The sequence below is a fragment of the Pseudomonas sp. 32_A genome, from assembly GCF_017490905.1.
In the GTDB taxonomy this organism is placed as follows: Bacteria; Pseudomonadota; Gammaproteobacteria; order Pseudomonadales; family Pseudomonadaceae; genus Aquipseudomonas; species Aquipseudomonas inefficax.
Window position 1 is genome coordinate 15,037 of record NZ_JAFGYI010000030.1, and the last position, 22,891, is coordinate 37,927.

Consider the following 22,891-nt stretch of genomic DNA (forward strand, 5'->3'; position numbering starts at 1 on the left):
AGCGCTTTAACCATAAAAACAAAATCAAGAGAGCTTCGGAATGAACCACACCCCTTGCGTCGCCCTGGGCCTGACTTTGCTCAGCCAACCGTTGCTGGCCGCCGAAGGTGGCTTCTTCGAAGATTCGAAGGCCACACTGAGTGCCCGTAACTACTACTTCAGCCGCGACTTCTCTGACATCGTCGGGGCCAACCGGCAATCCAAGGCCGAGGAGTGGGCCCAGGGCTTCATCCTCGACTTCAAGTCGGGCTACACCCCAGGCACGGTCGGCTTTGGCGTTGACGCCCTGGGCCTGCTGGGCATCAAGCTCGACAGCAGCCCCGACCGCACCAATACCGGGTTGCTGCCGGTGCACAGTGATGGCCGGGCCGCCGATGAATACAGCCGCCTGGCGCCCACTTTCAAGGCCCGGCTGTCCAAAACCGAATTGCGCGTCGGCGAACTGCAACCCAACCTGCCGGTGCTGACCTTCAGCGACATCCGCCTGTTGCCACCGACCTACCAGGGTGCAAGCCTGAGCTCGGCAGAAATCGACGGCCTGACCGTGCAGGCTGGGCACTTGAAGAGCACCCACCTGCGCAACGAAGGCGGAGACGGCAAGATGAACGCCATGCTCGGCCATGTGCCGATGCGCCAGGCAGAAAGCGATGCCTTCAACTACCTGGGCGGGGACTATGCGTTCAATGCCAACCAGAGCAGCGTCAGCCTGTGGTACGGGCAGCTGGAGGACATCTACGAACAGGGCTTTGTCGGCCTCAAGCACAGCAAGCCTGTAGGCACCTGGGTGCTCAGCGCCAACCTGGGGTATTTCACCGCACGGGAGGATGGCGATGCGTTGCTCGGCAACATCGACAACCAGGCGTTCTTCTCTATGTTCACTGCCCGGCATGGCGGGCACAGCTTCCATGCTGGCTACCAGGGCATCTATGGCGACAGCCCGTTCCCACGGGTATTCGCCAACATCTCGCCGCTGGGTAACGAAGTGCCGACCTATGAGTTCGCCTATACCGACGAACGCTCGTACCAGGTGCGCTACGACTACAACTTCGCGGCCATGGGCGTGCCGGGGCTGACGGCGACCGTGCGCTACATCACCGGTAACAATGTCGACACTGGGCTGGGTTATGAAGGGCGCGACCGCGAGCGCGACCTGGACATCGGTTATGCGGTGCAGGGCGGGATGCTGAAGGGGTTGGGGATACGGATGCGCAATGCCATGGCCCGGTCCAACTACCGCAGCGACATCGACGAGAACCGTCTGACGCTGGTGTATACCTGGCAGTTGTTCTGACGCATCCACAGGATGCCTGCGGGACCTCTTTGGGAGCGGCCATAACCAAGGGAATTGCGCATCAGGGCTGGATGAAGGTAGCTTCTGGAAACCACCTTTTCAGGAATGCCACCCTTGGACTCCATCACCCAGGCTGTACTCGGCGCGGCCCTGCAAGGTACCGTACTCGGCCGTATCCAGGGCCGCCGCTCGCTGCTGTATGGCGCGGCGCTGGGCACGCTGCCCGACCTGGACGTGATCATCCGCTACGCCGACCCGGTGTCGCAGATGACCTACCACCGCGGCTTCTCTCATTCCTTGTTCGTGCTCACCGGGCTGGCCTTGCTGCTGGCCTGGCTGGTCAACAAGTGCTGGCCAGGCAAAGGCTATACCTTGCCCAGGCTGTTCCTGGCGTTCTGGCTGGTGCTGGTCACCCACCCGTTGCTCGACGCCTTCACGGTCTACGGCACGCAGTTGTTCTGGCCTTTGCAGGGCACCCCGGAAAGCTGGGCGGCGGTGTTCATCATCGACCCGGTCTACACCATGCCGCTGCTGGCGACGGTGATTTACGCAATCATCAGAGGGCTGACGAGCAGGGCTACGCGGTTACTGACCCTGGCCTTGGTATTCAGCGCAGCCTACCTGGGTTTCGGTCTGGCCGGACGCATGGCGGCCGAGCAGCGGTTCCAGGCTGCACTCGATCGCCAGGGTATCGCCGTCAGCGAGGTACGTGCCGTGCCGTTAGCGTTCAACAGCCTGGTCTGGCGGGTGCTGGCCAAGACCTCGGATGGCGATTACTACGAAGGCATCAGCAGCGGGTTCGACCAGCAACCGCCCGAAATGCAGCGTTTGCCGCGTAACCTGCAACTGGCGCAAGCGCTGGCCGGGCACCCATTGCACCAGCGCTTGCGCTGGTTCACCGATGACTGGCTGCGCTACGACCAGGTCGGCGATGCGCTGGTGGTGAGCGACCTGCGCATGGGCATCCCGGGGAACTACACGTTCCGCTTCAACATGGCCCACCTTGACAGCCAGGGGCACTGGATTGCCGATGTGCCGTCCATGTGGGAGGGCGCGGGGCCAGGGGCGGCGTTCAATGGCGGCGACCTGGTGCTGATCTGGCGACGGATCGTCGAACAGCAACCACCTTTGCCGCTGGCTGCCTGGACCGATCGTTACCTGGGGCCCGCCACAGTCGAGCCCGGGCGCTGAGGCATGCGTTCAGCCGGGCTGGACCTGGTCAAGTGGACGGCGATGCTGACCATGGTCGCCGACCACCTGCGTTTCCTGTGGCCTGCTGCCGATGGCCTGTTCGTACTGGGCCGGTTGGCGTTTCCGCTGTTTTGCCTGGCGATTGCGGTGAATGTGGGGCGCTCCAGAGGAGGAGCGCTCCATACCCGCGGCAACCTGCGTTATCTGGGGTTGATGCTGGTGTTCACGGTGCTGTCGGAACCTGCGTACCGTTGGCTGGACAGTGGTTCGCCAACATTCAGCGTGATGCCGACCCTGGTGTTGGGTTTGCTGGTTGCCTGGGGTATACATCATCCGTCGAGATCGGCGCGAGTGCTTGGCGTTGCCGGTCTGCTTGCAGGGTGGCTGCTAAGTGAACAGCTGATGTACGGACTGCCGGGGGTGATGCTGCCGGGCGCATGGTTGATGGCCCGCCGAACAGGAGGGGCGGCCTGGTTGTTGCCTTGCCTGTTGGCCATGGGCGGGAACCTGACCAACAGCTGGTTGAAGGAGCATCTGCTGGCGCCAATTACCGTGCTGACGCTTATTGCTGCAGCCTTGGCCATTCCGGTCGGATTGCTGTTGCTGCGTCATGATGATTGGCGGGTGCCAGCAGTCGGACGTTGGGGTTATCTGTTCTATCCGGTACATTTATTGGTGATCAAGGTCTTCGCTTGATCGCTCTGGCAGCCTCGACAGTCCTGCTTGCATTTCACAGACTCACACCCCATCTAAGCCGGCCGCATCAGATTCAGGAACCACCCATGGAACCCAACCGCTTCGGCGACATCGCCGCCTTCGTCAGTGCCGCAAAGGCCGGTAGTTTTACCGCTGCCGCCGCCACCTTGGGCCTGACGCGCTCGGCGGTGGGCAAGAGCATCGCTCGTCTGGAGTCGCGCATGGCCGTGCGCCTGCTCAACCGCACCACGCGCAAGCTGAGCCTGACAGACGAGGGCCTGGTCGCCTACGAGCGCTGGCGGCAGATTCTGGATGACCTGGACGAAGTGGAAAGCACCATGGCCCAGCGCCGTGGCAAGCCCACCGGCACTCTGCGCCTGACAGCACCTCTGTCGTTCGGCCAGCGCCATGTACTGCCGATTCTCGACCAGTACCTGAAGCAGTGGCCCGAGCTGCGCGCGGATATCCGCTTCACCGACCGTTTCGTCGACCTGGTCGAGGAAGGTATTGACGTTGCGGTACGTATCGGTGCACCGAAGGAAGACTCGCAACTGTTGACCCGCACGGTGGCCTGGCAGCAGTTCGTCACCTGCGCCTCGCCCGCGTACCTGGACACACGCGGCGCACCGCAGGTGCCCGGCGACCTCTACGGCCACGACAAGATCGCCTTCCTGGCCGGCGAGAAGGCCATGCCGTGGCGCTTCCATACCGAAGCGGGGCTGCACCTGTGCGAAGACCCCGGGCGGCTTAACATCGACAGCTCCGAGGCGATGCTCGATGGCGCGCGGGCGGGTTTCGGGCTGATACACCTGCCCACCTATATCACTGGCGACGACCTGCGCACCGGCACCTTGGTGGAGGTGCTGCAAGCCTATCGGCCGCCGGCGGACCCGATTCGCATCGTGTACCCAAGCAAGCGCCACCTGTCGCCACGGGTACGCGGCTTCATCGACCTGCTGGTAGCCAGCTGGGAACCGGGTGTGCCCTGGGAATACTGATTGGGGACTGACAGGCCCCTGTGCCGGGCCCGAAGCCGGGTTTATCGCTGGCTGCGCAGCAGGGAAACTGGCAGCCACTGATAATCCCTGTGGAGACCCCATGACTGCACTGTCCGTACTGGACCTGGTCATGATCGGTGAAGGCAAGACCTTCGCCGACGCGATCGAAGAGTCCCGCCAACTGGCGCGCCATGTCGAGCAACAGCAATACAGCCGCTACTGGATCGCCGAACACCACGACATGCCGGGCATCGGCTCGGCCGCCACGTCATTGGTCATCAACGAAATCGCCAACGCCACACGGCATATCCGCGTCGGCGCCGGTGGCATCATGCTGCCCAACCATGCGCCCTTGGTGGTGGCCGAGCAGTTCGGTACGCTCGACACCCTGCACCCGGGCCGCATCGACCTGGGCCTGGGCCGTGCACCGGGCAGCTCCGGCCCGACCGTGCGCGCCTTGCGTGGTGTTGCGCCAGAGCGCGACTTCGGCCAGGACATCGCCGAACTGCGCGACTACCTGGCTGACAACGGCAAACGGCGGGTGCGCGGCGTGCCGGGCTCGCACGACGTCCCGGTGTGGATCCTCGGCTCCAGCCTTTTCGGCGCCGACCTGGCAGCGAAACTGGGGCTGCCCTATGCCTTCGCCTCGCACTTTGCCCCGCGCTACCTGCTGCAGGCCATTGCCCATTACCGGGCCAACTTCCAGCCTTCGGCCCAACTGGCCAAACCGTACGTGATGGTGGGCATGAACCTGTTTGCCGCCGACAGCGATGCCGAGGCGGATTACCTGGCCAGCTCCCATCGCAGGTGGATGCTGGACCTGCATGTCGGGCGCTTCGGCCTGCTGCCCAAGCCGCAGGAGGGTTATGTCCAGAGCCTGCCGGACCATGAGCGCGCCGTACTTGAGCAGGTGATGGCCTGCACCGTGGCCGGCGGGCCGGAGCGGGTAAGGGAAGGGTTGCGCACGCTGATCGAGCAGACCGGCGCGGATGAACTGATGATCGACTGCCGCATCTACGACCCGCTGGCGCGGCAGCGTTCGCATGCCTATGCCGCGCAGGCCCTGGCGCAGTTGGTTTAAAGCTACCGGCCTCTTCGCGGGTGAACCCGCTCCCACAGGATAATCACAGGCTTGAACTTTGTGGGATCCCCTGTGGGAGCGGGTTCACCCGCGAAGAGGCCGGCACAGGCAACAAAAAGGGAGCCCATGAGCTCCCTTTTTCAGCATCAAGCCTGCTTCAGGAACGGATAATCCGTATACCCCTCAGCCCCATTGGCATAATCGAACTGCGCTCGGTGCGCATTCAACGGCGCCCGCACCCGCAACCGCTCTACCAGGTCCGGGTTGGCAATGAAGCTGCGCCCGAACGCTACGGCATCGATCAAGCCACGCCCGATCAGGTCTTCACCTTTCTCGGCGGTGTAGGCACCGGCAGCAATGATCACCCCCGGGTAGGCCGCACGAATCGCCTGGCGGAATTCGTCACGCAGCGGCTTGCCGCCGGCCCAGTCCGGTTCGGACAGGTGCAGGTAGGCGAGGTTGCGCTTGGCCAGTTCGCGGATCAGGTACAGGCCTGCGGCTTCCTGGTCCTCGCCATTGTCCACGCCATTGAAACCACCCAGCGGGAAAACTCGGATACCCACGCGCTCGGCGCTCCAGCTGGCAATCGCCGCATCCACTGCCTCAAGCACGATACGCGCACGGTTCTCGACGCTGCCGCCGTAGCGGTCTTCGCGTTGGTTGGCGCTGGGGGTGAGGAACTGGTGCAGCAGGTAGCCGTGGGCGGCGTGCAGCTCGATGAAGTCGAACCCGGCTTCACGGGCATTGGCGGCCGCCTGGCCAAAGTCGGCGACGATACCGGCGATTTCCGCCTCGCTCAGCGCTCGCGGCGCAGAGGTTTCCACACGCATCAGGTTGCCGTGCTCGTCACGCAGGGTAGTGCGGGCAGCTGCCGGCAGCGCCGAAGGTGCTACCGGGGCTTCGCCGCCGGGTTGCAGGGAAGTATGCGATACCCGCCCGGTGTGCCACACCTGCACGGCGCTGTGGCCGCCATCGGCGTGGATGCCCTCGTTGACATGCTTCCAGGCGGCGATCTGCTCGGCGCTGTGGATGCCCGGCGAGCCGGAATAGCCTTTGGCCTGGAAGGAAATCTGCGTGGCTTCGGTGATGATCAGCCCGGCGCTGGCGCGCTGGCGGTAATACTCGGCCATCAGTGGGGTAGGCACGTCACCCGGCTCCAGGCTGCGCAGGCGGGTCAGGGGGGCCATGAACACGCGGTTGGGCAGGGTGAGCGGGCCGACTTTCAGGGGTTGCAAGAGTTTCATTGCTGCTCCAGAGGTGGGAAACCAATGGTGCGCACGATACCGAGGTGATTGGGGAAAGGGGGGACCGGAAGCCTGGCATTGGGCTCCCCAATGGTTTGTTCTAGCAGCTTGGATGTCGCCTGTTCCGGCCTCTTCGCGGGTAAACCCGCTCCCACAGGAGTTGCACAGGCCCTGAAGGCATAGGTGATCCTGTGGGAGCGGGCGTGCCCGCGAAGAGGTCCGAACAGGAGAACGATCAGCTGCGGGCCAACCGCCCACTCACATAATGCGCCACATCATTGAACCCCGGCGTCGACGCATGCCCCGGCGTGACAAGTGAATCAATGAACGCTTCGTCCTCCGCGGTAATCTTCACCGCCAGCGCGCCGCCATAGGTATCCCACTGCTCTTCCGTCCGCGGCCCGACGATGGCCGAACTGACCGATCGGTTGTTCAGCACCCAGGCAATCGCGAACTCGACGATACCCACGCCCTTGGCCTCTACATAGGCCTGGATCTGCCGGGCAATGGCCAGCGACTCCTGGCGCCATTCCACCTCCATGATGCGTTTGTCCTGGCGCCCGGCACGGCTACCGGCATCCGGCACTGCGCCTGGCGCATACTTGCCGCTGAGCACGCCCCGCGCGAGCGGGCTGAACGGCACCACGCCCAGGCCATGGGCGGCCGCAGCGGTGAGCTGCTCCGGCTCGGCCTGGCGGTTGACGATGTTGTACAGCGGCTGGCTCACCACCGGCCTGGGCACGCCCAGGCGCTCGGCAATGTGGCAGGCTTCGGCGATGCGCCAGCCGCGGAAATTGGACACGCCCCAGTAGCGGATCTTGCCCTGGCGCAGCAGGTCGCCGATGGCCTGCACGGTTTCCTCCTGCGGCACCTTGTGGTCTTCGCGGTGCAGGTAGTAGATGTCCAGGTAGTCCATGTCCATGCGCGTCAGCGTGGCATCGAGCGCATTGAAGATGTGCTTGCGCGACAGCCCGCTGCGGTTGGGCAGGCCATCGGCCGGGCCAAAGCCGACCTTGCTGGCCACGATCCAGTCCTGGCGATGGCGGGCCACCGCTTCGCCGACGATTTCCTCCGCGCGTCCGGAGTTGTACACGTCTGCGGTGTCGATGAAGTTGATACCCTGGTCCCAGGCCTTGTCGATGATGCGCAGGGCATCCTCGGTGCTGGTCTGCTCGCCGAACATCATGCTGCCCAGAGTTAGTGCGGAAACCTGCAGGCCACTGTGGCCGAGGGGGCGGTAGATCATGCGCTTGGGTCCTTGTGCGGTCGGCTGAGCTACCCGTTTTACACACAACCGGGGCGCAATGAAAGGCAACCTCAACCGATCAGCGCCAAGGCCTCCTGCAAGGTCAGCGGACGCTTCAGGCGCTGCGACAGCGTCGCCATGGCATCGGAATAGCCTTTGGCAATGACCGCCTCGACCCGCTCATCTACGCATTGCAAGGCGATGAAGTCGCCTTTTTCCGGCTCGCCGACGAACTCGATACGGTTCCAGTCCCGCGCATGGCCCAGTACTTCGTAGGTGCGGCCGTGCTGGTAGGTCCAGAAGAACGGTACATCGGCGTAGCGGCGCTGCTCGCCGAGCATGTTGGCGGCGGCGATCACCCCATGTTGCTGGGCCAGGCGCCAGTGTTCGATACGCACCGGGCGCCCGCTGAGCGGGAAGGTGGCGATATCCCCCGCGGCCCACAGGCCATCTGCAGCGCGCATTTCAGCGTCGACTCGCACCGATTTGTCTTCGCTCAGCAGCACGCCTTGGATAAAAGCGGTCGCCGGTCTTACCCCGGTGCCCAGCAGCACCAATGGCGTCTGTAACCGCTCACCGTTGGCCAGCAGCACCGCCTCGACCTTGCCTTGGCCTTCGATCCGTTCGACCTCGGTGGGGCCGTGGAAGATGACCCCCTTGCGTTCGTGCAACTCGCGGATGCTACGGCCGATGCGCTCGCCCAGCTGGCGGGCCAGGGGGACCTCGTGGCGGGTGATCAGGTGCACCTGCACGCCGTACTTGCGCAAGGCCGAGGCGGCTTCCAGGCCGATGAAGCCGTCGCCGACGATCACTGCCGGCTGGCCGGGCTCGGCAGCGTCCAGCAGGAGCGCGGCATCCTCCCGTGAACGCAGGGTAAATACACCGGGCAGCCCCACACCCGGGATATCGGGCCGCAGCGCCTTGCCGCCGGTGGCCAGCAGGCAGGCGTCATAGTCGATCTGCTGGCCGTCGGCCAGTGTGAGCTGGCGTTTCTGGGTGTTCAGGGTACGCACCTTGCCATGCTTGCGTTCCAGCTGGCCTTTGCGCAGCGCGTCGGCTTCGAGCAGGCCCGGCACTTCATCGGGCGGCATCTGCCCGGCGATCACGAACTTGCTGAGGGAAGTACGATCGTAGGCTGGCTGGCGCTCCTGATCGACCCAGACCAGGCGGCCGGCAAAGCCATGGGCCAACAGGGTGGCGACTGCGGCACTGCCTGCGGCACCGGCGCCGACCACCACGAAGCAACGGGCATCACTGTGGCGGGGCGGCTCGGTTCTGGGCAGGGGTTGGTCGTCGACCCAGACCTCGTCACCCTTGACCCAGGTTCGATAGCGACGCAGGTCGGCCAGGGCCGGCGGCTCGCAGACCGCGCCCTCGTCCACGGCGAACGCGGCCTTGTGCCAGGGGCACACCAGCAGGCCGCCACACACCATGCCTTCATTGAGTGGTGCGCCTTCGTGGGGGCAGTTGCCCTGGTAGGCGTGCACCTGGTCGCCCTGGCGGATGAGGATGATTTCTTCGCTGCCGGCCTGCACGCGCAAGGGGCGGTGCTCGTCAAGTTGGGCCAGGCGGGCCACGGCGTGCTGGGTCATGAAGGCTCTCCAAAGGGGGCTTTGGAACCATTTGACGCCTGGGTCGGGGAGGGGATGCGTTGAGCTGACGATCGGTGGAGGGTGTGGATTGTGTGTGGTCTGGGCGGGCCTCTTCGCGGGTGAACCCGCTCCCACATGGATCCCACAATCTTCAAGTTGGTGGTGATCCTTTGGGAGCGGGTTCACCCGCGAATGCCTCAACTGGCCCTTGCAGTACTCAGCGCACCAGCCCGGGTAACCCGCAAGGCCACCAGGCTACCCAGCACGATCAACGCCGCCAGCGAATACAGTGCGGCATCGGTCGAGCCGGTCTGATCCTTGATGAAGCCGACCAGGTACGGGCTGAGGAAGCCAGCCATCTGGCCCACCGAGTTGATGATCGCAAGGCCCGCGACAGCCGCGCCAGCGCTGAGCAGTGCGGTGGGCATCGGCCAGAACATCGGCAGGCCGGTGAGCGCGCCCATGGTGGCGATCGACAGGCCGAGGATGGCAATGGCCGGGTTGCCGGCGAAGTTCACCGCGATCAAGAGCCCGATGGCGCCCATCAGCATCGGTACTACAAGGTGCCAGCGGCGCTCGTTGCGCAGGTCGGCCGAACGCCCGCAGAGGATCATGAACACACCGGCCAGCAGGTACGGGATGGCGCTGAGCCAGCCGATCAGCAGCGGGTTGTCGAAGCCCATGTTCTTGATGATCGACGGCAGCCAGAAGTTGATCGCGTACACACCGCTCTGGATGCAGAAATAGACGAAGCCGAAGGTCCAGATCAGCGGGTTGGTCAGCACGGCGAGCACGCTGTCGCCGGTGGTGCTCGGCTTGCCTGCGGCATCGGCTTCGAGGTCGGCGGCGATCAGCTGGCGTTCGGCCGGGCTCAGCCAGGCGGCTTTCTGGTAGCCGTCACTGAGCAGGAACACCGCCAGTACACCCAGGGCGACGGTCGGCAGGCCTTGGATCAGGAACATCCATTGCCAGCCGGCCAGGCCGTGCTGGCCAGCGGCGAAGTGTTGCAGGATCCAGCCGGAGAACGGCCCGCCGAGCAGGCCCGATACCGGGATCGCCGACATGAACAGGGCCATGATGCGACCGCGACGGGCCGCCGGGAACCAGCGCGAAAGGTACAGCACCACACCCGGGAAGAAGCCGGCTTCGGCGGCGCCGGTCAGCAGGCGCAGGGCGTAGAATTCGGTGGGCGTGGTGACGAACAGCAGGCAGGTGGAGAGGCTGCCCCAGGCGATCATCATCAGCGCGATCCAGCGTCGCGGGCCGAAGCGGTTGAGCGCCAGGTTGCTTGGTAGGCCGCAGAGCACATAGCCGATGAAGAAGATGCCGGCGCCAAGGCCGTACACCGTTTCGCTGAACTTGAGGGCGTCGAGCATCTGCAGCTTGGCAAAGCCGACATTGACGCGGTCCAGGTAGTTGAACAGGTAGCAGATGAAAATGAACGGAATCAGCCGCAGGGTGATGCGCCGGTACAGCGCGTTGCGGTTGGTGTCCGTGCCTTGGTCAGGGGCGGGGCTGTATGCCATGATCGGGTTCTCTGTTGTTATGGTTGTCGCCGCGTCGCCTGTTCCGGCGCTCGCCCTGACGAGTCTCGGGGACTGCGGCGTGCCTGTCTTTGTGCTTTTGCACAGCACTTGCACCGGGCTGCTGTGCCCGAGCCCAAAACCCTGACACCCAAAGGACCGTTCAATGTTCGAACTCGACCATGACCTGGCACAGGATATCGTTGACCGCGCGATGGCCATTCTGCCATGCAACGTCAATGTCATGGACAGCCAGGGGTTGATCCTCGGCAGTGGCGAACCGGAGCGTATCAACACCCGCCACGAAGGCGCGCAACTGGTGCTTGCCAACGGCCGCATCGTCGAGCTGGATAGCGACGCGGCCAAATGCCTGAAGGGTGTGCAGCCCGGGGTGAACCTGCCGCTGATGCTCGATGGCCGATTGATGGGCGTACTAGGCCTGACCGGTGACCCGCAGCAAGTGCGTACCTATGGCGAACTGGTGCGCATGACCGCCGAAATGCTGCTGGCCCAGCGCCATCTGCAGGCCGATCAGCAATGGCGACGGCAGCGCTGTGACGATCTGCTGGCCTTGCTGCTGGGCGGCAGCGGCGATTCTCCGCGATTGCTCGACGAGGCCCGACAGCTGGGCCTGAAGCCCCAGTTGCCGCGAGTACCGTGCCTGTTCGAACTGGCCTCGGGGTCGGCCGCCGAAACCCTGGCGGCATGGTTGATGAGCCGCTACCCGGACAGTTGGTGCGTCAGCCCGGCGCGCCAGTCGTTGTTGTGGTGTCGCCCGTCAGGCGTGGCGCTGGACGAACCTCGCCTGCTGGAGCGTCTGCTGCGCCATGGCTGGGAAGTGGAGCGGCTGGCCCTGGGCTGTGCCGCGCAAAGCCTGGAGCAACTGCGCCGGGGTTATCGCCGGGTGCGCGACCTGTTGGCTTATGGACGCGAGGTACTGCCGGACGAGCGCCTGCTCAGCCTGCAGCGCTACCGGTTGCCGGCATTGCTGTGGCGCCATCGCAACGATGATGCGCTGGATGAGTTGCTGGAGCCGTTGCAGCGTATTCGCAACAAGGACAGCAGTGGGCAGTTGCTCACCACCCTGCGCGCCTGGTGTGCCCATGACGGCCAGAGCCAGGCCTGTGCCGATGCCCTGGGCATCCACCGCAACAGCCTGCGCTACCGCCTGGAGCGAATTGCCGAACTGGGTGAGGTCGACCCCCTGCGCATGGAAGGGATGCTCAGCCTGTACCTCGGGTTGCAACTGCTGCCAGCAGACTGACCGAGACCTGTAGGAGCAGCCACGAAGGCATCTGCCCAAACAACCCGCCGAGCGTTTTGTGCATTTGACCGAGGCCTCCTTGCCAGTCACCTGTCAGCATGCCGCTCATCAGGACAGGAGAAAGCCCATGAAGATCGTCATTGCCCCCGACTCGTTCAAGGACAGCCTCGACGCTGCCGGTGTCGCACGCGCCATCGCGGCGGGCCTGGGCGAGGCCTGGCCGGAGGCCGAGCTGGTCGAGTGCCCGATGGCCGACGGTGGCGAAGGCACCATGGATGCGATTCTCGCCGCCAGCCACGGCGAACTGCGTCGTCAGACCGTACGCGGGCCGTTGGGGCAAAGCGTGGAGGCGGGCTGGGGCTGGCTGCCGCAAAGCCGCACGGCCATCATTGAAATGGCCCAGGCCAGTGGCCTGCAGCTGGTGCCGACCGGCCAGCGCGATGCCTGCCGCAGCAGCACCTGGGGCACCGGCGAGCTGATTGCCGCCGCCCTGGCCGCAGGCGCGCAACGGATAGTGCTGGCCATCGGCGGCAGTGCCACCAACGACGCGGGCAGCGGCATGTTGCGCGCGCTGGGCCTGCGCCTGCTGGACGCCGACGGGCAAGCACTGGAGGAGGGTGGACTGGCCTTGGCCAAGCTGGCCCGCATCGATGCCAGCGACCTCGACCCGCGCCTGGCCGAGGTGCAGTTCGAAGTCGCAGCGGACGTCGACAACCCACTGTGTGGTGCCAATGGCGCATCGGCTATCTTCGGCCCGCAGAAGGGCGCCAACCCACAGCAGGTGCAGGCACTGGACCAGGCCCTGGGGCATTTTGCCGACCATTGTGCGCAGCTGCTGGGGGAGGATGTGCGCGACTACCCTGGCTGCGGCGCTGCCGGCGGCATGGGGTTCGCGGCCCGGGCATTCATGGGCGCGCAGTTCCGCCCCGGGGTGGAAGTGGTGGCCGAACTGGCCGGCCTGGATACCTTGGTGCAGGGCGCAGCCTTGGTGGTGACCGGCGAGGGGCGCTTCGACGCCCAAACCTTGCGTGGCAAGACGCCGATGGGCGTGGCCCGGGTTGCCAAGCGCCATGGGGTACCGGTGGTGGTGCTGGCCGGGACCTTGGGTGAAGGCTACCAGCAGCTGTATGCCCATGGTGTCGATGCCGCCTTTGCCTTGGCCAGCGGGCCGATGAGCCTGGAGCAGGCATGCGCCAATGCCGCTGAGCTGTTGCAGGCGCGAGCTTGTGATATCGGGCGGCTGTGGCGCTGCGCAACGCGAACCTGATCGACCGCTGCAGTCAGCCGCAGCCCGCGCTTGGTCATTGATTTTTTTGTTGTTATCGTAGAGAGGAAAATCGAAGGTAATCAGCAAATGCCCGTCACAGAGCCTTTCCACGACAACGTCGCGGCCTTCACCGACGCCGCACAGGGCCTGGGATTGGCCTGTACCATGACGGTGGCTGAGGTGGACGAGCTGCGCAACCGCCTCAAGGCGTGCAGCTACGTGCCAGTCAACGTCGCCAGCACCCGCGCCGACCTGGGCGAAAGCCTGGTCTGGGATGAAGGCAGCGGGGCGTTGTACTTCGTCGATATCTCTGGCGGGCGCATCAACCGTCTGATACCCGATGGCCAAGCCGAGTGCCTGTACGAATCCGCGGCACGCATCGGCGCGCTAGCGTTGACCGACCAGGGCAACCTGATTTTCACCGAAGACGCCAGCGTGGCCATCTTCGATGTGTCGTTGCGCAGGGTGCGCCGGCATTCGGTTTCGGTTCACCCGCGGTCGACCTACCGTTTCAATGACGGCGCCTGCGACCCGCAGGGCCGCTTCGTGACCGGGCTGATGGACGATGCCCTGAGCGGCAACACCGGGGCGCTGTTCCGCTTTGACGGGAAGTTGACTGACCAGGTGATCCACGACGACATGGCATTGCCCACCGGTCTGGCCTGGTCGCAGGACGGCCACACGGTGTACTTCGTCGATTCGGCGGCGCGCTCGATCTACCGCGCCAGGTATCTGGCCGAAGGCCGGCTTGGCGCGGTCACACTGTTTGCCGAAACCCCTGCCGAACTGGGGCGGCCGGACGGCCTTGCACTGGACCGCGAAGGCGGCCTGTGGGTGTGCCAATACCATGGCAGTTGCCTGCTGCGTTATGACCGCCATGGCCAACTGACCGACCAGGTGCTGATGCCAGTACCGTGCCCTACCAGTTGCTGCTTCGGCGGGGAGGGGATGAATACCTTGTTCATCAGCACCGCGCGCTTCGGCATGAGTGCCGAAGACCTGCACCATTACCCTGATGCAGGCGACCTGTATGCCATCAGCCCGGCAATTGGCGGCATCCGCCGCCACACTTTCAAGGAATAAGCTTTTGCACCTGGCTGGCCGGTAGCACGGCCAGTTCGCCAAAGCGCTGCGCTGCGTCGATGTAGCGTAATGCCGACTTGGCGTCTTTCCAGCCCACATAGCTCATCAGCGCCTTCAGCTCCCAACCGTTGGCCGTGGCCCAGGTGGCGAAGCCACGGCGTAGCGAGTGGCCGGTGTACAGCGCCGCCGGTACCCCGGCGCGCTCCAGCATGCGCCGCAGAAGGCCGACCAGGCTGTTGCTGTTGAGCGCGGTGTCGCCGAGGTTGCCCCAGCGGTCGAGCTTGCGGAACACCGGCCCATGGGCGATGCCGGCGACCTCCAGCCATTGCAGGTAGGCCGTGACCGGGCACAAGGCCTTGAGCGCCGGGGTGCGGTGTTGTACGCCCAGGGCTTCGCGGTCGCCCTTGCTGCGCGGCAGGAACAGGGTGATGCCGACACCGGCCTCGGCCTGGATGTGCTCCACACGCAGGCGTGCCAGTTCATCGCCACGAAAACCACGCCAGAAACCCAGCAAAAGCAGTGCAGCGTCGCGACGCGCCCGGCGCAGGGTGGCCAGGTCATGGCGTTCCCGGGCTTGGCGGGCTTCTTCTTCGAAACACTCCACTGCGCTTTGCAGGTGCTGCAGCAACAACGGCGCGGCTTGCCTGGGTGGTGTCGGGTGCAAGGTGCGGATGCCGCGGAGTACCTGGCGCACCAGCGGCGCCTTGGTCGGGTCGGGGAAACCTTGGGCGACGTGCCATTGGCTGAGCGCCGCCAGGCGCTGGCGCAGCGTGCTGACGGCATGCTGGTCGGCGTGGTCGGCCAGGTAGCGGGCGATGCTCTCGGCCGTGGCCGGGAGAAAGCCGCCCCAGTGGGTTTCAAAATGCTCGATGGCGGCCTGGTAGCTGCGCCGGGTGTTGTCGCGGGTGGCGGCGCGGAGGTAGCGCTCGATGTCGGTCATGGTGCGTGCGCAAACGGATGATGGGTACACGATAAACTGAAATGGGCTGGTAATACATGCCCAGTCCTTGTAGGAGCGGCCTTGTGTCGCGATCGGGCCGCGAAGCGGCCCCGGCAGTATTTGCGTAACCGCTGAAATCAGAGGGGCCGCTTCGCGGCCCGATCGCGACACAAGGCCGCTCCTACAGACGTGGCGCGTCAGGCATGATCGGTTCATCCCGGCAGATCCACCACGGCTTGCGTTACACGCAGGCCTTGTCCTCGACACCATTGAACAGCGGGTACTCCCGCAGCTGCGCCGGCGACAGCGGCCGGCTGAAGTGGTAGCCCTGGGCGATATCGCAGCCGGCAAGCTTCAGGCACACCACTTGTTCGCGGGTTTCCACGCCTTCGGCCACTACTTCCAGGCCCAGGCGTTTGGCAAGGATGATGGTGGACGACACGATCGGGCTGTCGTCGTGGCTGTTGGACAGCGGCGCAATCAGCGAGCGGTCTATCTTCAGCTTGCTCAGCGGCAGTGAGTACAGGTGGGCGAAGCCGGCATAGCCGCGGCCGAAGTCGTCCAGGCTGATGCCCAGGCCGGCGTCGCGCAGGGTGTGAAGGTGTGCCACCGCCGTGCCTTCGGCGTCGAGAATGGTGGTTTCGGTGATTTCCAGCTCCAGCCGCTGCGGGGCGAGGGCGTACAGCTGCAGTTTGCTCAATAGCCGTGCAGCGAAGTCCGCCTGGCGCAGCTGCAGGGCGGATACATTGACCGCCAGCCGTGTCTCCCGGCCCTGGGCGTCCCAAGCCGACAAGGCCTCGCAAGCCAGGCGCAACACCTCCCAACCCAGCTCGACAATGAAGCCGCTGCGCTCGGCAAGGTCAATGAACCGGTCCGGGTACAGCAGGCCGAACTCGGGGTGGTCCCAGCGCACCAGCGCTTCGTAGCCCAGCACCTGCTGGGTGTCGAGGCGGATCTGTGGCTGGTAATGCAGCACGAACTGGCGCTCGGCAAGGGCGCTGCCGAAGGCCTGCTCGAGGGTGAAGGCGTGGATGTCGGCCCGGTTCAGCGACGGGTCGAAGAAACGGTACTGCGCGCGCCCGGCCTGCTTGGCCGAGTACATCGCGGCATCGGCACTGCGGATCAGGCTGTCGATGTCCTGGCCATCGCGTGGGCAGATACTCACGCCCACGCTGGGGCTGGTGTTGACCTCCTGGCCGTCCAGCGCATAGGTGGCCGACAGCTTCTGCACCAGTACGCGGACCCAGGCATTGATCTGTTCCTCGCTGCGCTCGCCGGCCAGCAGCACCACGAACTCGTCGCCACCAAAGCGCGAAGCCTCGTCGCCGGGCTCGAGCAGGCGCTGGATGCGCCCGGCCACGGCCTGCAGCAGCAGGTCGCCAATCTTGTGCCCGAGCGAGTCGTTGATCGACTTGAAGCGGTCCATGTCGATGAACAAAATCGCCATCAGCCGGCGCTTGCCGCGCTGCCGGGTCAGCGCCTGGCCGGCCACCTCGACGAACTGGCGGCGGTTGTGCAGGCCGCTGAGATGGTCGGTGGCTGCGGCATGGCTGCTGCGCCGGTGTTCGTCCTCAAGCCGGCCGATCAACTGCTGGTTGACCTGCTGGGCCTGTTCCAGCGCGCAGAAGGCCTCCTGGCGCTTGTGCAACAGGCGCAAGGTCCACAGCAGGCTGGCGAGGATCATCAGGGTCATGCTCAGGTTCAGCCAGAACTGCCGGGAATAGGCCAGCGCGGAGGGCGCGAGTATTTCGTCCTGACGTTGGCTGACCACCACGCTGAAACCCCGCTCGGGCAGGCGCCGGTACAGGCTCTGGTACGGGTCGCCGGCTGCGTATTGGGTCAGCATGCCTGTTTCACTGCCGCTGTCCGGTAGCTTGGGCAGCAGTGCGTCACCGGCCACCACCACACCGCTGCTATCGATGCGCAACCGCTCCAGGCCGTCATCCTGCAACAGGCGCACCAGCCCGCTGCTGCCCAGGTCGATGTGCTGTAGCAGCACCGCCAGGTAGCCGATGTCCAGCTGCACCACCAGGATATTGTCGATTTCGCGACCGGGCAGATTGGTCAGCGGCAGCAGGAAGGGTAGCCGCCAGTTGGGCAGGGTGGCTGGCTGGCCGGGCGCCTGCACGCTGGGTAGAAGCGGCTTGAAACCGTAGCGGGCAACGTGCCGCTGCAGCTGGCGCAACCAGTCTTCGGGCAGTTCGGCCGCTTCGTCGGCGTGGCTGGCCGACAACAGCCGGCCTTGCCGGTCGTACAGGCTCATGCGCTTGAATACCGGGTCTTCGGCAAGCATCCGCGCCAGGCTGACACTGCCCTTGCGCAGCACCTTCATGTCGTCCTGGGTAACCCGGCCCACGGCCTGGGCGCGATCTACCAGCTGGCGCAGGCTTTCGCCGACGATACTGGCCAGGTTCAGGTGCTCGGCGGCCTTGGCCGACAGCGCATCCTGGCGGGCGGCGGCCTTCTGCGAAACGTGCAGCCCCCAGAGAAAGGCTAGGGTGGCTGCACAGAGCATCAAAATCAGCAGCCGCAGAAGGCTGGCGGATGAAAGCGAACGGCGAATCACTGCTGATAGTTCCCGACCCTGGGTGATGGGTCGAAAAATACGACAGTAAGATGACAGCCTAATGACTGATGGCTAATTGCCTTTAAGGATTTCCCTTATCTGCCAGGGGTGTCTGCAGGCGTGCGGTTTCTTCCTCCATGTAGTTCATCAGCGCGCTGACTTCGGTATCGCCCAGGCGCATGTTGGGCATGGCCACGCGGTTGTACTGTTCGTACAGCAGCATGGCCAGCGGGTCTTTCTGTGCCAGCATCTGGTCGGGCTCCTTCAGCCAGCGGGTCAGCCAGTTGGCATCACGCTGGCGGGTCACGCCCAGCAGGTCGGGACCGATGCCGGCTTGCCCTGGCTCGGCGTTGCCCAGGGTGTGGCAGGACGAGCAGCGGGTACGGAACAGCTGCTCGCCACTGCTGGGGGTGCGCACCTTGGGAGCCTGAGCGTAGTCATTGGCCATGGCGCTGGCCTGTTTCCAGTTGTGCAGGCTGTTGCCCAGGCGGTCGGCGAGGATGTACGGGTTTTCGAAGGGCGATGCTTTCATCCAGCGGCCGGTGGCCTGGTTGCCGATGATCAGGCTCAGGTTGTGGTCCTTGGAGCGGCCGTTTTCCAGTCCATCGATGTACAGGCCCAGGCTGCGGCGCAATTGTTCGATATCGGCCGGCTCGCCGGTGAGCAGCGTCCAGCCGGGGCCGATACCGAACTTTTCGGCGTAGCGCTTGAGGGTGGCGGGGGTGTCGTTGTAGGGGTCGATGCTGATGGAATAGAGGAAGATATCCTTGCCGACCCGGTCACCGAGGATTTTCTGCACCTGGCGCAGGCGGGCGGTTTCCACCGGGCAGGAGTCGGAACAGCCGGTAAAGATGAAGTTGATGGCAACCACTTTGTCCTTGATCAGGTCGTCGAAGAAATGCACCTTTTCACCGTCCTGGGTGAGCAGGGGGATGTTGGGGAAGTAATCGGCCCCCCAGGGGGTTGCAGCTTCCTCGGCCACGGGGTGCTGCGGTTGCAACGGCCAGAACGGGATGCTGGCGGCGAACAGCGAGAGCACCAGCAGGAAGCGCCATGAACCGGACATGAAGCGGTCCTCGTCGATAACGGGGTTGGGGGCCGCACAGCGGCCCCCGCTTTTCGGTTACCTGATGCTGACAGGCGCCGTCACGCTCTGCCCCAGCGCCGATTTCACGGTCACGGTCGCCGGTGTGGCCGGGCCGCTGCCGGTGGTGGTGGTCGACAACCGCCAACGGGCACCGCTGGTCGTAGCACTGAGCGTCGCCGTACCCAGCAGCAGCGGGCCGCTGGTGGTTGCCGCAGTCACGGTAATGCTGTTGCCGGTGGCCACCGTGGTGGTGCCCGAAATGTCCCAGGTGAAGCGGTTGCCGCTGCGCACCTGCACCGTGGCACTGGTGACCTGGATCTGGTCGAGCGCCACTGCCGGGCTCACCGCAATGCTGACCGTGGCCGGGGCAACCGATTCAGCGCCCTTGGCATCACGAGCCGAGTAGTTGAAGCTGGCGGTGAACGCTGTGGTTACCGAGGCCGGCGGGACGTAGGTGACCGTGGTGCCGTCGGTACTGGTGGCGCCCTGGCCGGAGCCCGGCTGGCTGAGGCCGACGACGGTCAACGGCAGGTTGTTCTCGGGATCGGTGTCGTTGGCCAGCACGTTCAAGGTGATCTGCTTTCCGGCCGTGGTAGCTGCGGTGTCGTTGGCTGCGACCGGCGGTTTGTTGGCCGGGTCGTCGTCATCGTGGTCGTTGGTGCGGAAGGTCGGCAGGCCAACCGAAGCCACGTACTCCACGCCATCCCAGCCTGGCAGCGGGGTCGGCATAACCTGGAACTGGCCTGGGTGCTCCAGGTCCCAGCGCAGCAGCATCGACGAGTCTTCATGCTGGGTGTTGTGGCAGTGTTCCATGTAGGTCCCGGCAAACTCGCGGAAGCGGATCGCCACTTCCACTTCTTCCGAAGAGTCGATATCCGGCCCGATGCGATACACGTCCTTGCGCGCCCACTTTTCCCATTCTGGCGGGGCCTTGCCATCGCGGCTGAGAACCACGCCTTCTTCGAAGTGCACATGCACCGGGTGGCTCCAGCCATTGCCACCGTTGATGATCTTCCATACTTCCAGGGTGCCGTCGCCGCTGAAACCGCCGTCGGTGGACTGCTGGGCCAGTTGTGGCGCAGCGCTGATGCGCCGTGGGTCCATGCTGTAGCCAAAGCCGCCGTCGGTCTTGATGGTCCAGGGCTGGGTGTCGGTACCGTCCGAGCGACCGAAGATGAACTCGCGATGGCGGGCATCCTTGAGCTTGGCCTGGTCGGTGGCCGAGTTCCGGTCAATTGGCAGCGGCAGCATTCTCAGGCCTTCGGCCTTGCCCGGTTTGGCCGGTTCATAGGCCACCGGGTCCATGCTCAGGTCCTGGCCGCTGTAGGGTTGAACCACAAACTGCAGGAATTTGCCGATCGCCGGGTCGCCGTTGTCCCACTCCGGCCCGTTGCTGGTCTGCTTGATCACGGCCTTGTATTTTTCCGACAGCACATCGGCCAGCGCAATGGCACCTTCCGGGCCTTTGCCGCTCTGATGCTCCTCCAGGTTGACGAGGTACAGCTTGTCGCCAACCTTGATGCCATGCTTGGCGAAGTTGATGATGATGTCGTAGCGCTCGGCGATGCCCTGCAACGGCAAGACGCCATTGTTGTCCTGCAGGTTGCCATCACCGTTGAGGTCCATCGTCCCATCGAACGGCACGGTGTGTTCCATGATGTTGCCGTCGTTGGCGATCATGTGGAACGGCACCCGTGCATACGACAGATTGGAACCGGTCGGGCCTTTGAATTCGCCGCTGTTGCCGGCAATTTCCCGCACTACGGCAAGCTTCAGGTAGCGCGACACCGAGCCATTGAGAATACGGAACCGGTAACTGCGCGCGCGTACCTTGAGCACAGGCCGGTACTGCCAGTTGACCAGGATCTGGTCGCCGAGGAAGCCATCGGTGTTGAACGGGTTGAACCACAGCTGGCCCTTGGCATCCCAGGCCTTGTCAGCGATCAGCAGGTTGACGTCGTAGTCGCGGTTGCCCCACGGCATGCCCGAACCACTGGGGAAACGCAGGTTGACGCCATCCTGCAGGGCCTCGTTGCCGCGGTCCAGGGCGCTGTAGTAGTTCATCATCACGGCGTTGCCTTTGTAGACGTTCTGCGCCGTGAAATCCAACATGTGGTCGTGGAACCAGTGAGTGCTCATGGTTTCGCGCCAGTCACCACGGATCTTGATACTGCCGTTCTGGCAGGTTTTCAGGCCGGGGTTGGCATCATTGACGAACAAGGTTTCGCCCGCCGAGCAAGGGAACGCGGCACGTGGGTCTTCGGCACGGGTATTGATGGTGTCATAGCCGGCCAGTTGCAATGGCCAGCGGTAATCGTAGTACTGCCCCGGGAAGAAGTAGGCGTTTGCATAGCCATCGCTTTCGGCAGGGGAGTGGCCGTTGTGCTCATGGGTCGAAAGGGTATGCAGGCCAAACCCGGCGTTGGCCGAGGGGTCGATCGGCAGCGCGTTGTAATGGCGCATGAGGATCGGTTGGCCATAGCGCGCCATCAGCAGTTTGGGTGGGAAGGTCCCGTCGAAGGTCCATAGCGATTTGTGGTTTTGCAGTGGCATTTTCGGGTGGAAGCGGGTGTCGATGCCCTTGGTGGTGCCCAGCGTGTTCGGGATATCTGAGGTCTGGTAGTACAGGCCGCCCGGGGCAAACTCGCCAACCGCATAGTTGTGCAGTTGCTTGCGGTCACGCAGGCCGAGATTGATGCGCGCACCGGCCTGGGCAGTCTTGAACCCTGCCTGCGGATAGAACTCGTTCCAGCGCTGGTGCGACCAGCCTTTTCCTGGCGGCCGGCCTTCCGCAGGCGAACCGACCGGCTGGCGGTTGAGGAACATCTCGATCTGCGCTTTCCAGGGGTTGCGGTCGAGCACGTTGGAATACTGGGTCGGGAACGGGTACAGGCCCGGCTGTTTGAGGAACGCTTCAAGGGCTGTACCGCTGGGGCCGCTGCGGGCCACCACGTTAGGGTCCTGCGCCGGTGCCGCGCCCAAGGTGGGCACCGGGAAGGTCAGAGCGGGCGGCGGCAGCGTGGGGTCGAGTCTTTCCGTGCCGAACTCCTCGAACAGCAGTAACTGCTGGGTAAATGGCAGCGCCCCGTACAGCGGGCTGGGTTTGCCGTTGGTGGGGTATTTTTCCCCGGTTTGCAGAGCCGGCGGCAGCACGTTGTTTGCGCGTACCGTGTCGCGGTCGCCGTACACTCCATCAGTCAGTTCGAGTGAGCCTCGATTTGCCTCTGGCATGTTGTACAGGTCCAGCAAGGCCTGGGTCGGGTCAGCCGGCTGGTTGGTGTAGGCCGACGGGTCGGTTGGCGGTGGCATGCTGTTGTCGTCAAGTGGAGCTGCCGTAGCCGTGACCAGCCCAAGGCCGAGCATCAACGTGGTGAGGGTGGAAAGCTGGAATGCGTGCCTGGCAGGGTGGATCACGGCAGGTGTTTTCATTGCCTTTTGCCTCGTTCGCGACAGCATGGCTTGCGGCCATCAATGGCTTTTTGCCCGTTTCTGGGGCTGGAGCAATGGGTATGCCAACCCAAACACGAGGAATGTGTTTATAAACAAATCCTTGTGGCGCCTGATGTGCGCTAAATACCGTAGCGTCAAAAACGGGTGAAGGTCCCCACTAGTGGGTCCCCCATTGCCCACAGATTGGGTGGTGACAGCAGCGGCGCCCTGGGGTATACCTGAGCGCCACCAAGGGGAGCCTGGCAACGGGCTGAGAAACCGCTGGATGCTGCAGCGCGGTGACCCTTCGAACCTGATCCGGATCATGCCGGCGAAGGGATGGGACTTGAAACCTGCCTTTTTGCCGGCCTCACTGCGAGGCCCCGTCCATGC

The 22,891-nt window shown here is 64.4% G+C and carries 16 protein-coding genes and 1 riboswitch; of the genes, 8 read left to right on the forward strand and 8 right to left on the reverse strand.

Annotated elements, in window-relative coordinates:
* The first annotated feature begins 40 nt into the window (after positions 1–40).
* From J5M58_RS18060 to J5M58_RS18080, 5 genes are all read left to right on the forward strand, one after another.
* Entirely contained in the window at positions 41–1,291 is a 1,251-nt protein-coding gene (locus tag J5M58_RS18060) for an OprD family porin (protein WP_112253992.1), read from the forward strand.
* Positions 1,292–1,405: 114 nt separating this feature from the next.
* Positions 1,406–2,482 (forward strand): metal-dependent hydrolase, encoded by a 1,077-nt coding sequence (locus tag J5M58_RS18065; protein WP_112253993.1) that lies wholly within the window; start codon positions 1,406–1,408, stop codon positions 2,480–2,482.
* Between the two features lie 3 nt (positions 2,483–2,485).
* A complete protein-coding gene (locus tag J5M58_RS18070) occupies positions 2,486–3,178 on the forward strand; it encodes a TraX family protein (RefSeq protein WP_112253994.1) in 693 nt (230 codons plus the stop codon).
* 86 nt (positions 3,179–3,264) lie between these two features.
* Positions 3,265–4,176: a LysR family transcriptional regulator gene (locus J5M58_RS18075; RefSeq protein ID WP_207878980.1), complete on the forward strand. Its 912-nt coding sequence runs from the start codon at positions 3,265–3,267 to the stop codon at positions 4,174–4,176.
* A 100-nt stretch (positions 4,177–4,276) separates the two neighbouring features.
* Positions 4,277–5,257, forward strand: coding sequence for an LLM class flavin-dependent oxidoreductase (locus tag J5M58_RS18080; protein WP_207878982.1), 981 nt, complete (start codon positions 4,277–4,279; stop codon positions 5,255–5,257).
* Positions 5,258–5,403: 146 nt separating this feature from the next.
* On the opposite strand, the gene J5M58_RS18085 is transcribed toward J5M58_RS18080, so the two are convergent.
* From J5M58_RS18085 to J5M58_RS18100, 4 genes are all read right to left on the reverse strand, one after another.
* Positions 5,404–6,501 (reverse strand): alkene reductase, encoded by a 1,098-nt coding sequence (locus J5M58_RS18085; RefSeq protein ID WP_112253997.1) that lies wholly within the window; start codon positions 6,499–6,501, stop codon positions 5,404–5,406.
* Between the two features lie 235 nt (positions 6,502–6,736).
* A complete protein-coding gene (locus J5M58_RS18090; RefSeq protein ID WP_207878983.1) occupies positions 6,737–7,747 on the reverse strand; it encodes an aldo/keto reductase in 1,011 nt (336 codons plus the stop codon).
* A 71-nt stretch (positions 7,748–7,818) separates the two neighbouring features.
* The gene (locus J5M58_RS18095) at positions 7,819–9,339 is read right to left on the reverse strand and encodes an FAD-dependent oxidoreductase (RefSeq protein WP_207878984.1); all 1,521 of its coding nucleotides are present in this window, start codon (positions 9,337–9,339) and stop codon (positions 7,819–7,821) included.
* A gap of 197 nt (positions 9,340–9,536) precedes the next feature.
* Positions 9,537–10,865 carry an MFS transporter gene (locus tag J5M58_RS18100; protein WP_112254000.1) on the reverse strand — a complete coding sequence of 443 codons (1,329 nt, stop codon included), beginning with the start codon at positions 10,863–10,865 and terminating at the stop codon, positions 9,537–9,539.
* 163 nt (positions 10,866–11,028) lie between these two features.
* Here J5M58_RS18100 and J5M58_RS18105 point away from each other — a divergent pair, with 163 nt between their 5' ends.
* The 3 genes from J5M58_RS18105 to J5M58_RS18115 all read left to right on the forward strand — a co-directional run bounded on the left by J5M58_RS18105 (position 11,029) and on the right by J5M58_RS18115 (position 14,476).
* A complete protein-coding gene (locus J5M58_RS18105; RefSeq protein ID WP_207878986.1) occupies positions 11,029–12,126 on the forward strand; it encodes a sugar diacid recognition domain-containing protein in 1,098 nt (365 codons plus the stop codon).
* 127 nt (positions 12,127–12,253) lie between these two features.
* A complete protein-coding gene (locus J5M58_RS18110; RefSeq protein ID WP_112254002.1) occupies positions 12,254–13,393 on the forward strand; it encodes a glycerate kinase in 1,140 nt (379 codons plus the stop codon).
* Between the two features lie 165 nt (positions 13,394–13,558).
* Complete coding sequence (locus tag J5M58_RS18115; RefSeq protein ID WP_243432404.1) at positions 13,559–14,476, forward strand: SMP-30/gluconolactonase/LRE family protein; 918 nt, start codon at positions 13,559–13,561, stop codon at positions 14,474–14,476.
* On the opposite strand, the gene J5M58_RS18120 is transcribed toward J5M58_RS18115, so the two are convergent.
* From J5M58_RS18120 to J5M58_RS18135, 4 genes are all read right to left on the reverse strand, one after another.
* Positions 14,466–15,416 (reverse strand): site-specific integrase, encoded by a 951-nt coding sequence (locus J5M58_RS18120; RefSeq protein WP_207878988.1) that lies wholly within the window; start codon positions 15,414–15,416, stop codon positions 14,466–14,468. The two genes, J5M58_RS18115 and J5M58_RS18120, sit on opposite strands and share 11 nt — an antisense overlap.
* Before the next feature lie 241 nt (positions 15,417–15,657).
* Entirely contained in the window at positions 15,658–17,982 is a 2,325-nt protein-coding gene (locus J5M58_RS18125; protein ID WP_112254005.1) for a bifunctional diguanylate cyclase/phosphodiesterase, read from the reverse strand.
* Between the two features lie 82 nt (positions 17,983–18,064).
* A complete protein-coding gene (locus J5M58_RS18130) occupies positions 18,065–19,048 on the reverse strand; it encodes an SCO family protein (RefSeq protein ID WP_112254006.1) in 984 nt (327 codons plus the stop codon).
* 57 nt (positions 19,049–19,105) lie between these two features.
* The gene (locus J5M58_RS18135; protein WP_207878996.1) at positions 19,106–22,498 is read right to left on the reverse strand and encodes a multicopper oxidase domain-containing protein; all 3,393 of its coding nucleotides are present in this window, start codon (positions 22,496–22,498) and stop codon (positions 19,106–19,108) included.
* A gap of 242 nt (positions 22,499–22,740) precedes the next feature.
* Positions 22,741–22,855: riboswitch (TPP riboswitch) on the forward strand.
* Positions 22,856–22,891 lie beyond the last annotated feature (36 nt).